Source organism: Klebsiella sp. D5A, from assembly GCF_001620885.1.
Taxonomy (GTDB): Bacteria; Pseudomonadota; Gammaproteobacteria; order Enterobacterales; family Enterobacteriaceae; genus Klebsiella; species Klebsiella variicola.
Genome location: NZ_LOAR01000006.1, coordinates 105,228 through 117,039, shown reverse-complemented (window position 1 = coordinate 117,039; position 11,812 = coordinate 105,228). Strand labels below are relative to the sequence as shown.

At 54.7% G+C, this 11,812-nt stretch carries 7 protein-coding genes; 4 read left to right on the top strand and 3 right to left on the bottom strand.

All coding sequences use genetic code 11. From position 1 onward, the window contains the following. Window positions 1-14: 14 nt before the first annotated feature. The 3 genes from AS136_RS10175 to aroP all read right to left on the bottom strand — a co-directional run bounded on the left by AS136_RS10175 (window position 15) and on the right by aroP (window position 3,926). Window positions 15-965 (bottom strand): glycoside hydrolase family 43 protein, encoded by a 951-nt coding sequence (locus AS136_RS10175; protein WP_012968931.1) that lies wholly within the window; start codon window positions 963-965, stop codon window positions 15-17. Further along, on the bottom strand, window positions 965-2,371 hold the full coding sequence (locus tag AS136_RS10170) for a glycoside-pentoside-hexuronide (GPH):cation symporter (protein ID WP_008807414.1): 1,407 nt from the start codon (window positions 2,369-2,371) through the stop codon (window positions 965-967). Before AS136_RS10170 ends, AS136_RS10175 begins: the two co-directional genes overlap by 1 nt. A 184-nt stretch (window positions 2,372-2,555) precedes the next feature. Further along, entirely contained in the window at window positions 2,556-3,926 is a 1,371-nt protein-coding gene (gene aroP / locus AS136_RS10165) for an aromatic amino acid transporter AroP (protein WP_008807413.1), read from the bottom strand. A gap of 644 nt (window positions 3,927-4,570) precedes the next feature. Between aroP and pdhR the strand changes: the two genes are divergently transcribed. The 4 genes from pdhR to lpdA all read left to right on the top strand — a co-directional run bounded on the left by pdhR (window position 4,571) and on the right by lpdA (window position 11,689). Continuing rightward, complete coding sequence (gene pdhR, locus AS136_RS10160; protein ID WP_002888699.1) at window positions 4,571-5,350, top strand: pyruvate dehydrogenase complex transcriptional repressor PdhR; 780 nt, start codon at window positions 4,571-4,573, stop codon at window positions 5,348-5,350. 137 nt (window positions 5,351-5,487) lie between these two features. Continuing rightward, complete coding sequence (gene aceE / locus AS136_RS10155) at window positions 5,488-8,151, top strand: pyruvate dehydrogenase (acetyl-transferring), homodimeric type (RefSeq protein WP_008807412.1); 2,664 nt, start codon at window positions 5,488-5,490, stop codon at window positions 8,149-8,151. Window positions 8,152-8,165: 14 nt separating this feature from the next. Next, window positions 8,166-10,058 (top strand): pyruvate dehydrogenase complex dihydrolipoyllysine-residue acetyltransferase, encoded by a 1,893-nt coding sequence (gene aceF, locus AS136_RS10150; RefSeq protein ID WP_012542843.1) that lies wholly within the window; start codon window positions 8,166-8,168, stop codon window positions 10,056-10,058. 206 nt (window positions 10,059-10,264) lie between these two features. Continuing rightward, complete coding sequence (gene lpdA / locus AS136_RS10145) at window positions 10,265-11,689, top strand: dihydrolipoyl dehydrogenase (protein ID WP_002888731.1); 1,425 nt, start codon at window positions 10,265-10,267, stop codon at window positions 11,687-11,689. Window positions 11,690-11,812 lie beyond the last annotated feature (123 nt).

Sequence of the window (11,812 nt, the reverse complement as noted above, 5' to 3'; positions counted from 1 at the left end):
TTCATTCCGAACCGCTACAGCGTATCCGCCGGCGGGATGCCGAAGTCGGGCATCCCGTCCTCCCTCCAGCTGACGAGTTTTAACCGCGTATGGCGATTGGGGTCATACAGTGGATCGCCTTCTATCTCGGTGTAATTCCGCGCGTGATACACCAGCACATCTTCCCCTGCCGGCGTTTGGGTAAAACTATTATGGCCCGGGCCATACTGGCGGTTTTCATAGCTGGTACGAAAGACCGGCTGCGGGGCTTTATGCCAGTTCGTCGGCTGCAGCGGATCGGCCTGCCGGTCGATCCATAACAACCCCATGCAGTAGTTTTCATCGGTGGCGCTGGCGGAATAGCTGATGAACAGCTTATCGCCATGCACCAGCACCGCAGGACCTTCGTTGACCTTAAATCCCCGGCACTCCCAGTCGAACTCCGGCTTGCTCAGCATGACCGGCTCGCCTTTTAGCGTCCACGGGTTGGCCATTTCAGCAAGATATAAGTTTGAGTTGCCTTCGATATGCGGGGATTTTTGCGCCCACAGATACCAGCGTTTGCCCTGATGGATAAAAGTAGTGGCATCGAGGGCGAAGGTATCGAAAGGCGTGACCACCTGGCCTTTTTCCTGCCAGCGACCGGTCAGCGGATCGTTGTCGGCGCACTCGAGAACGAACATGCGATGCTGGAACATCCCCAGCGCATCCAGATCGTGAGTATGGGTGGCGGCAAAATAGATATACCACTTACCGTCTATTTCATGCAGCTCCGGCGCCCAAATCAGCTGGCTCATCGGCCCGCTTTGCGGCGCGCGCCAGACCACTACCGGCTCAGCATCGCGCAATCCTTCAAGGGTGGCCGCGCGCCGGATCTCCAGCCGGTCATATTCCGGTACCGAGGCAATAAAGTAGTAGTGATTAAGGTGGCGCAGAATAAAGGGGTCTGCGCGCTGTTCAATAAAGGGGTTTGGCCAGTTGTTCATCAGGCTTTCCTTACGTGTTCACTGGTTTTCAGTTCCTGGTATTCGTTCAGCTCGCTGTAGTTGCTGCGGCGCTTCTCTAAATCGCTTTGAATCTGGCGCATCAGGGTGCGGTCAACCTTCAGCAGGCGCACCACGCCGGCGGTGATCAGATAGCCGACGCCGGGGATGACCGAGAATAGGAGCACGATGCCGTTGAGGGCGGAGGCGCTTTGCGCTTTCGCGCCGGCGTCGTAGCCGTACCATGACAGCAGGAAACCTACCATTGCTCCGGCGACCGCCAGGCCGACCTTGAGGAAGAACAGATTGCCGGAGAAGCTAATGCCGGTGATGCGCTTACCGGTTTTCCACTCGCCATAGTCGTCAACGTCGGACATCAGCGACCAGTGCAGCGGAGAGGGGATCTGATGCAGGATGTTGAGCAGGAAGTAGAGCACCATAATCAGCGTGGTGGCGTGCGGATTAAAGAAGTAGAAGGCGCAGGAGAAAATCGCCAGCACGATGTTGGTCCAGAAGAAAACCTGCAGTTTGCACCAGCGGTCGGTGAGGACTTTCGCCAGCATGCTGCCAATCATCATCCCGACCACGCCGAGGCTGATAAACAGGGTGGCAAAATGGGTGCTTTGTCCCATCACCCAGGTGACGTAATACATGGTGGCGGCCATGCGAATAAAGCCCGGGCAGACGTTGCACAGCGTGAGCAGCAGGATGCGCACCCACTGGTCATTTTTCCACACGTCTTTGAGGTCTTTTTTCAGTTCATCATTCGTCTGCACCGCCGGGTGTATGCGTTCACGCACGGTAGCGAAGCAGAACAGGAACATACACATGCCGATAAAGGCCAGCACGGTCATCGCCATCTGGTAGCCCTTCGCTTTATCGGCGCCGCCGAACCAGTCGGCCATTGGCAGCAGCGTCAATGACAGCAGCAGCGTGGCGATACCCACCATCACAAAACGATAGGACTGGCAGGCAACGCGTTCTTTCGGATCAGCGGTCATCACCGTTCCCAGCGAGCAGTAGGGGATGTTAATCGCGGTATAGGTCACCGACAGCAGAAAGTAGGTCACGAACGCATAGATAACTTTGCTGTTATAGGTCCACTCAGGAGTAGTGAACATCAGCACGCTGAACAGGGCGTAGGGGAAGGCAATCCACAGTAGCCATGGACGAAAGCGGCCATATTTACTGCGGGTACGGTCGGCAAGGGCGCCCATAATCGGATCGGTCACCGCATCGATGACGCGCACCGACAACAGCAGTACGCCGACCAGCGCCGGCGCCAGGCCGAAGATATCGGTATAAAAATAGTTAACAAACAGCATGATGGCGCCAAATATGATATTGCATCCGGCATCACCCATCCCGTAACCAATCTTTTCCTTTATTGATAGTCTATTGTCTGCCATGTGCGGTCTCTCCGTTGCAGTATGGAGAGAATTATTGGCTGCTATCGAGGGAAATACGTTGCAGGAACTCGTTAACGATATGGATATATCAGCTATGGAGGGGAAAGTGTGAAGCAGATAACAATGCTCTGCGCCCGTTATTCAGGGAGGGGCGCAGAGCAAAGAGAAATATTTATGAGATGTATTATTGTGCTTTTATGGTGGCGGCGGCTTTCTGTTTAAACAGATAGCCCACGCCCAGCACCGCAATCCATACCGGGATCAGCCAAACGGAAATCGCCATCCCCGGGGTCATCAGCATAATCACCAGCACTGCCGCCATAAACAGCAGGCACACCCAGTTACCCAGCGGGTAGAAGAGGGCAGGGAAGCGAGTGGTGACCCCCTGCTGCTGTTTGGCGCGACGGAATTTCATATGCGCCAGGCTGATCATCGCCCAGTTGATAACCAGGGCCGAGACCACCAGCGCCATCAACAGGCCGAAGGCGGATTCCGGCGCCAGGTAGTTTATCAGTACGCACAGCGCGGTCACCAGGGCCGAGACGAGGATGGTATTCACCGGCACGCCGCGTTTGTCGACGCTGAGCAGCGCTTTCGGCGCGTTACCCTGCTGGGCAAGGCCGAACAGCATACGGCTGTTGCAGTAGACGCAGCTGTTATAAACCGACAGAGCCGCCGTCAGCACCACGACGTTAAGGGCATTTGCCACCAGCGTATCGCCAAGCTCATGGAAAATCAGGACGAATGGGCTGGTGTCCGCGGTCACGCGGGTCCACGGCAGCAGGGAGAGCAGCACCGCCAGCGAGCCAACATAGAAGATCAGGATACGGTAGATAACCTGGTTGGTGGCTTTCGGAATGCTTTGCTCCGGATTATCCGCTTCCGCCGCGGTGATCCCCACCAGCTCCAGACCGCCGAAGGAGAACATGATGATCGCCATCATCATTACCAGTCCGGTAAAGCCGTGCGGCAGGAAGCCACCCTGATCCCACAGGTTACGTACCGTCGCCTGCGGGCCGCCGTTGCCGCTGAACAGCAGCCAGCCGCCGAACAGAATCATCGCCACCACGGCGACCACTTTGATAATCGCGAACCAGAACTCCATTTCCCCGAACACTTTCACGTTGGTCAGGTTAATGGCGTTGATAGCGATGAAGAAGACCGCCGCCGAGGCCCAGGTCGGGATTTCCGGCCACCAGAACTGGATATATTTGCCGACGGCGGTGAGTTCCGCCATGGCCACCAGGACATACAGCACCCAGTAGTTCCAGCCGGAAGCGAAGCCGGCAAAGCCGCCCCAGTATTTATATGCGAAGTGGCTAAACGAACCTGCTACCGGCTCTTCCACCACCATCTCACCCAACTGACGCATGATCAGAAAGGCGATAAAGCCGGCGATAGCGTAACCAAGAATGATACCCGGGCCGGCGGACTGAATGACGGACGCGCTTCCCAGAAACAGGCCGGTGCCGATAGCCCCGCCCAGCGCGATAAGCTGAATGTGGCGGTTTTTCAGGCCGCGCTTCAGCCGATCGCCGTGCTGTTGACCTTCCATATGAAACCTCGTGTGTGGTTATTTTTTGTGTACGTCATCCGTCAGGTTGCTGCTGCTCTGCTGTCCCTGCCAGAAAGCATAGCCAGCGAAAATTTGGGCGAAGTGGCCCACTTTTTACCTGAGTGATGGCGCGCACATATTGTTGTGTTTGTGTATTTAGCGACTTCCGTTTCTGTATTGTTTTGTTTACGGAAGGCGGTGTGGTAATTCAAAAAAAGGCCTTTCGTCTGAGGGAGAATAGTGTTAAGCGCGACCGAATGCACCTGCTTTATGAAGGGATGATGACGATGTGTCTAAAAAGACATCAATAGACACATTCAGTATTATTCCATCGCATTACCCATGAGTGGTTATTTATTCTGTTAATTTGATTTTTTATTCATCTATGGCGCAGTTGAATCGGTTCAGATAGCGTAATTTTTCGTTTCCATAAAGTTAACGCTACCCCTTTGTGAGTAAACGTAACATTTGTGCAAGGTTACATTTCTGAAATGTTATTTCTGTAAGGTTGTTAAAATGTCCGCGGTTTACTGATTTCAATCAAAACCTGTATGGACAGAAGGTGAATACTTTGTTACTTTAGCGCTACGAACTTTAAATTGGTAAGACCAATTGACTCCGGGCTAATGGCAGAGACAGGGAATATGGCCTACAGCAAAATCCGCCAACCAAAATTATCCGATGTGATAGAGCAGCAGCTGGAGTTTCTGATCCTTGAGGGGACCTTGCGCCCCGGTGAAAAACTTCCGCCCGAACGCGAACTGGCTAAGCAGTTCGACGTTTCCCGCCCCTCGCTGCGTGAGGCGATTCAACGCCTCGAAGCCAAGGGCTTGTTGCTTCGTCGTCAGGGAGGTGGAACGTTTGTTCAGAGCCGCCTGTGGCAGAGCTTCAGCGATCCGCTGGTCGAGCTGCTGTCCGATCACCCTGAATCCCAATTCGATCTGCTTGAGACCCGTCACGCGCTGGAAGGCATCGCGGCTTATTACGCGGCGCTGCGCAGCAATGATGAAGATCGCGATCGTATCCGCGAGCTGCATCAGGCCATTGAACGGGCGCAGCAGTCGGGCGATCTGGACGCTGAGTCCGGCGCCGTCGTCCAGTATCAAATCGCCGTCACCGAGGCGGCACACAATGTGGTTTTGCTCCATCTGCTAAGGTGTATGGAGCCGATGCTGGCACAAAACGTTCGTCAGAACTTTGAATTGCTGTATGCCCGCCGGGAAATGCTCCCGTTGGTCAGCAACCATCGTACTCGCATTTTCGAGGCGATAATGGCCGGGGAGCCGGAGCAGGCGCGTGAGGCGTCGCACCGTCACCTGGCGTTCATTGAGGAAATTTTGCTGGACCGTAGCCGTGAGCAGAGTCGTAGAGAGCGCTCACTGCGTCGTTTACAGCAACGAAAGGACGAGAACTCCGGTTCTTAAGCGCCATTTTTAGAGCGCGGCAACTAAACGCAGAACCTGTCTTATTGAATTTTTGGTTGTTCAAAGGTGAAGAACGAAGAGTTCAATGGGACAGGTTCCAGATTAATCAACGATTAGATAGATAAGGAATACCCCCCATGTCAGAACGTTTACCAAATGACGTGGATCCGATCGAAACTCGCGACTGGCTACAGGCGATCGAATCGGTCATCCGTGAAGAAGGTGTTGAGCGTGCTCAGTATCTTATTGACCAACTCCTTTCTGAAGCCCGCAAAGGCGGGGTGAAAGTGGCTGCTGGCGCATCGACCGGCGGTTACGTCAACACTATTGCCGTTGAAGATGAACCGGAATACCCGGGTAATCTGGATCTGGAACGTCGTATCCGTTCTGCGATCCGCTGGAACGCGATCATGACCGTTCTGCGCGCATCGAAAAAAGATCTCGAACTGGGCGGCCACATGGCTTCCTTCCAGTCTTCCGCAACCTTCTACGAAGTGTGCTTCAACCACTTCTTCCGCGCACGCAACGAGCAGGATGGCGGCGATCTGGTGTACTTCCAGGGCCACATCTCTCCGGGCGTGTATGCGCGTGCTTTCCTGGAAGGTCGTCTGACTGAAGAGCAGATGAACAATTTCCGTCAGGAAGTTCACGGTAAAGGTCTGTCCTCTTATCCGCACCCGAAACTGATGCCGGAATTCTGGCAGTTCCCGACCGTTTCTATGGGTCTGGGCCCAATCGGGGCAATTTATCAGGCTAAATTCCTGAAATATCTGGAACACCGTGGTCTGAAAGACACCTCCAAACAAACCGTTTATGCTTTCCTGGGCGACGGTGAGATGGACGAGCCGGAATCTAAAGGTGCGATCACCATCGCCACCCGCGAGAAGCTGGACAACCTGGTCTTCGTTATCAACTGTAACCTGCAGCGTCTTGATGGCCCGGTAACGGGTAACGGCAAAATCATCAACGAACTGGAAGGCATCTTCGCGGGCGCTGGCTGGAACGTTATCAAGGTTATATGGGGCGGTCGTTGGGATGAGCTGCTGCGTAAAGACACCAGCGGTAAGCTGATCCAGCTGATGGAAGAAACCGTTGACGGCGATTACCAGACCTTCAAATCCAAAGACGGTGCATATGTGCGCGAGCACTTCTTCGGTAAATATCCGGAGACCGCGGCGCTGGTTGCCGACTGGACTGACGAGCAGATTTGGGCCCTGAACCGCGGCGGCCACGATCCGAAGAAAGTTTACGCTGCACTGAAAAAAGCGCAGGAAACCAAAGGCAAAGCGACCGTAATCCTCGCCCATACCATTAAAGGTTACGGCATGGGTGACACCGCTGAAGGTAAGAACATCGCCCACCAGGTTAAGAAAATGAACATGGACGGCGTTCGTTACGTCCGCGATCGTTTCAACGTGCCGGTTGCCGATGCCGATCTCGAAAAACTGCCGTACGTCACCTTCCCGGAAGGTTCCGAAGAGCACACCTATCTGCACGCTCAGCGCCAGAAACTGCACGGCTATCTGCCGAGCCGTCAGCCGAACTTCTCTGAGAAGCTGGAGCTGCCGACGCTGGAAGATTTCGCTCCGCTGCTGGAAGAGCAGAATAAAGAGATCTCTACCACTATCGCATTTGTTCGTGCCCTGAACGTGATGCTGAAGAACAAATCCATCAAAGACCGCCTCGTGCCGATTATCGCCGACGAAGCGCGTACTTTCGGTATGGAAGGTCTGTTCCGTCAGATCGGTATTTACAGCCCGAACGGCCAGCAGTACACCCCGCAGGACCGTGAGCAGGTTGCTTACTACAAAGAAGACGAGAAAGGCCAGATCCTGCAGGAAGGGATCAACGAGCTGGGCGCAGGCGCATCCTGGCTGGCTGCGGCGACTTCTTACAGCACCAACAACCTGCCGATGATCCCGTTCTACATCTACTACTCGATGTTCGGGTTCCAGCGTATCGGCGACCTGTGCTGGCAGGCAGGCGACCAGCAGGCTCGCGGCTTCCTGATCGGTGGTACTTCCGGTCGTACAACGCTGAACGGCGAAGGTCTGCAGCACGAAGATGGCCACAGCCATATTCAGTCGCTGACTATCCCGAACTGTATCTCTTACGATCCGTCCTATGCATACGAAGTGGCGGTCATCATGCATGATGGCCTGGAGCGTATGTACGGTGAGAAACAAGAGAACGTTTACTACTACATCACTACGCTGAACGAAAACTACCACATGCCGGCCATGCCGGAAGGCGCCGAGGAAGGTATCCGTAAAGGTATCTACAAACTCGAAACCATCGAAGGTAGCAAAGGTAAAGTTCAGCTGCTGGGCTCCGGTTCTATCCTGCGTCACGTTCGTGAAGCAGCGCAGATCCTGGCGAAAGACTACGGCGTGGGCTCTGACGTGTATAGCGTCACCTCCTTCACCGAACTGGCGCGTGATGGCCAGGATTGCGAACGCTGGAACATGCTGCACCCGCTGGAAACCCCGCGCGTGCCGTATATCGCTCAGGTAATGAACGACGCTCCGGCCGTGGCATCCACTGACTATATGAAACTGTTCGCTGAGCAGGTTCGTACTTACGTACCGGCTGATGATTACCGCGTACTGGGTACCGATGGCTTCGGTCGTTCCGACAGCCGTGAAAACCTGCGTCACCACTTCGAAGTCGATGCTTCCTATGTGGTCGTTGCAGCGCTGGGCGAACTGGCTAAACGTGGTGAAATCGATAAGAAAGTGGTGGCTGACGCTATCGCGAAATTCGACATCGATGCAGAAAAAGTTAACCCGCGTCTGGCGTAAGAGGTAAAAGAATAATGGCTATCGAAATCAAAGTACCGGACATCGGGGCTGATGAAGTTGAAATCACCGAGATCCTGGTCAAAGTGGGCGACAAAGTAGAAGCTGAACAGTCGCTGATCACCGTAGAAGGCGATAAAGCCTCTATGGAAGTCCCGTCTCCGCAGGCTGGCGTCGTGAAAGAGATTAAAGTCTCCGTCGGCGACAAAACCGAGACTGGCAAACTGATTATGATTTTCGATTCCGCCGAGGGTGCAGCAGCCGCTGCACCTGCGCAGGAAGAGAAGAAAGAAGCCGCTCCGGCTGCGCCAGCAGCTGCCGCGGCAGCGAAAGAAGTTCACGTCCCGGATATCGGCGGCGATGAAGTTGAAGTTACCGAGATCATGGTTAAAGTGGGCGACACCATCGCCGCTGAGCAATCCCTGATCACCGTAGAAGGCGATAAAGCCTCTATGGAAGTGCCGGCGCCGTTCGCGGGTACCGTGAAAGAGATCAAAATCAACACCGGTGACAAAGTGTCCACCGGCTCCCTGATCATGATCTTCGAAGTGGCGGGCGCTGCGCCTGCCGCCGCACCTGCTCAGGCTGCTGCTCCGGCGGCGGCTGCTCCAGCTGCGGCTGGCGGTGCGAAAGACGTTAACGTACCGGACATCGGCGGCGACGAAGTTGAAGTCACCGAAGTGATGGTCAAAGTCGGCGATAAAGTGGCTGCTGAGCAGTCCCTGATCACCGTCGAAGGCGACAAAGCGTCTATGGAAGTGCCGGCGCCATTCGCAGGTACCGTCAAAGAGATCAAAATCAGCACCGGCGATAAAGTCAAAACTGGTTCCCTGATCATGGTCTTCGAAGTGGAAGGCGCTGCGCCTGCCGCCGCGCCGGCTCAGGCTGCTGCTCCGGCACCGGCTGCTGCACCGGCTCAGGCCGCTAAGCCTGCCGCTGCACCGGCTGCGAAAGCAGAAGGCAAAACTGAATTCGCTGAAAACGATGCTTACGTTCACGCGACGCCGCTGATTCGCCGCCTGGCGCGCGAGTTCGGCGTTAACCTGGCAAAAGTGAAAGGCACCGGCCGTAAAGGTCGTATCCTGCGCGAAGACGTTCAGGCTTATGTGAAAGACGCGGTTAAACGCGCTGAATCCGCACCGGCGGCTGCCGCTGGCGGCGGTATCCCGGGTATGCTGCCATGGCCGAAGGTTGACTTCAGCAAGTTTGGTGAAATCGAAGAAGTGGAACTGGGCCGTATCCAGAAAATCTCTGGGGCTAACCTGAGCCGTAACTGGGTGATGATCCCGCACGTTACCCACTTCGACAAAACTGATATCACCGATCTGGAAGCGTTCCGTAAGCAGCAGAACGCCGAAGCTGAGAAGCGTAAACTGGACGTGAAATTCACCCCAGTGGTCTTCATCATGAAAGCCGTTGCCGCTGCGCTTGAGCAGATGCCGCGCTTCAACAGCTCGCTGTCCGAAGATGGTCAGCGCCTGACGCTGAAGAAATACATCAACATCGGTGTGGCGGTTGATACCCCGAACGGTCTGGTGGTTCCGGTCTTCAAAGACGTGAATAAGAAGAGCATCACCGAGCTGTCTCGTGAACTGACCACCATCTCGAAGAAAGCGCGCGATGGCAAGCTGACGGCTGGCGAAATGCAGGGCGGTTGCTTCACCATCTCCAGCATCGGCGGCCTGGGCACTACCCACTTCGCGCCGATTGTTAACGCGCCGGAAGTGGCCATCCTGGGCGTGTCTAAGTCCGCGATGGAGCCGGTATGGAATGGTAAAGAGTTCGTTCCGCGTCTGATGATGCCGATCTCTCTGTCCTTCGACCACCGCGTCATCGACGGTGCTGATGGTGCCCGCTTCATTACCATCATTAACAACACCTTGAGCGACATTCGCCGCCTGGTGATGTAATCGAAAAAGCCGGCCTGACGGCCGGCTTTTTTCTGATAACCTCAGGCTGTTGGGGATTATCAGCAACAAAGGACAAAATCGTTTGCCGTTTGTTGTTTAAAAATTGTTAACAATTTTGTAAAATACACGCGGATAGAACGTCCCGGTGGACTTGGGCGTAAGAATAATAGCGTCAGACCCGCCGGATATAAATTACAGAGGTCATGATGAGTACTGAAATCAAAACTCAGGTCGTGGTACTTGGGGCAGGCCCCGCAGGTTACTCTGCAGCCTTCCGTTGCGCTGATTTAGGTCTGGAAACCGTCATCGTAGAACGTTACAGCACCCTCGGTGGCGTTTGCCTGAACGTGGGTTGTATCCCGTCTAAAGCGCTGCTGCACGTGGCAAAAGTTATCGAAGAAGCGAAAGCGCTGGCCGAACACGGCATCGTTTTCGGCGAACCGAAAACCGACATTGACAAGATCCGCACCTGGAAAGAAAAAGTTATCACTCAGCTGACCGGCGGCCTGGCTGGCATGGCTAAAGGCCGTAAAGTGAAAGTGGTTAACGGTCTGGGTAAATTTACCGGCGCCAACACCCTGGAAGTGGAAGGCGAAAACGGTAAAACCGTGATCAACTTCGACAACGCCATCATCGCGGCGGGCTCCCGTCCGATTCAGCTGCCGTTTATCCCGCATGAAGATCCGCGCGTATGGGACTCCACCGACGCCCTGGAGCTGAAATCTGTACCGAAACGCATGCTGGTCATGGGTGGCGGTATCATCGGTCTGGAAATGGGTACCGTATACCATGCGCTGGGTTCAGAGATTGACGTGGTTGAAATGTTCGACCAGGTTATCCCGGCGGCCGATAAAGACGTGGTGAAAGTCTTCACTAAACGCATCAGCAAGAAATTCAACCTGATGCTGGAAACCAAAGTGACTGCCGTTGAAGCGAAAGAAGACGGTATTTACGTTTCCATGGAAGGCAAAAAAGCGCCGGCTGAAGCGCAGCGTTACGACGCCGTGCTGGTCGCTATCGGTCGCGTACCGAACGGCAAAAACCTCGACGCAGGCAAAGCGGGCGTGGAAGTGGACGATCGCGGCTTTATCCGCGTTGACAAACAAATGCGCACCAACGTGCCGCACATCTTTGCTATCGGCGATATCGTCGGTCAGCCGATGCTGGCGCACAAAGGCGTACACGAAGGTCACGTTGCCGCAGAAGTTATCTCCGGCCTGAAACACTACTTCGATCCGAAAGTGATCCCGTCCATCGCCTACACTGAGCCAGAAGTGGCATGGGTTGGTCTGACTGAGAAAGAAGCGAAAGAGAAAGGCATCAGCTACGAAACCGCCACCTTCCCGTGGGCTGCTTCCGGCCGTGCTATCGCTTCCGACTGCGCAGACGGTATGACCAAACTGATCTTCGACAAAGAGACCCACCGTGTTATCGGCGGCGCGATTGTCGGCACCAACGGCGGCGAGCTGCTGGGTGAGATCGGCCTGGCTATCGAAATGGGCTGCGACGCTGAAGACATCGCGCTGACCATCCATGCTCACCCAACTCTGCACGAGTCTGTTGGCCTGGCGGCAGAAGTCTTCGAAGGCAGCATCACCGATCTGCCAAACGCCAAAGCGAAGAAAAAGTAACTTTTTCTTTCAGCTAAAATGCATAAGCGGCTCTAAGAGCCGCTTTTTTTATGCCTGATGTTTAGAACTATGTCTCCGTTCATAAACCGCTACACCTCATACATACTTTGAAAATAATCACGC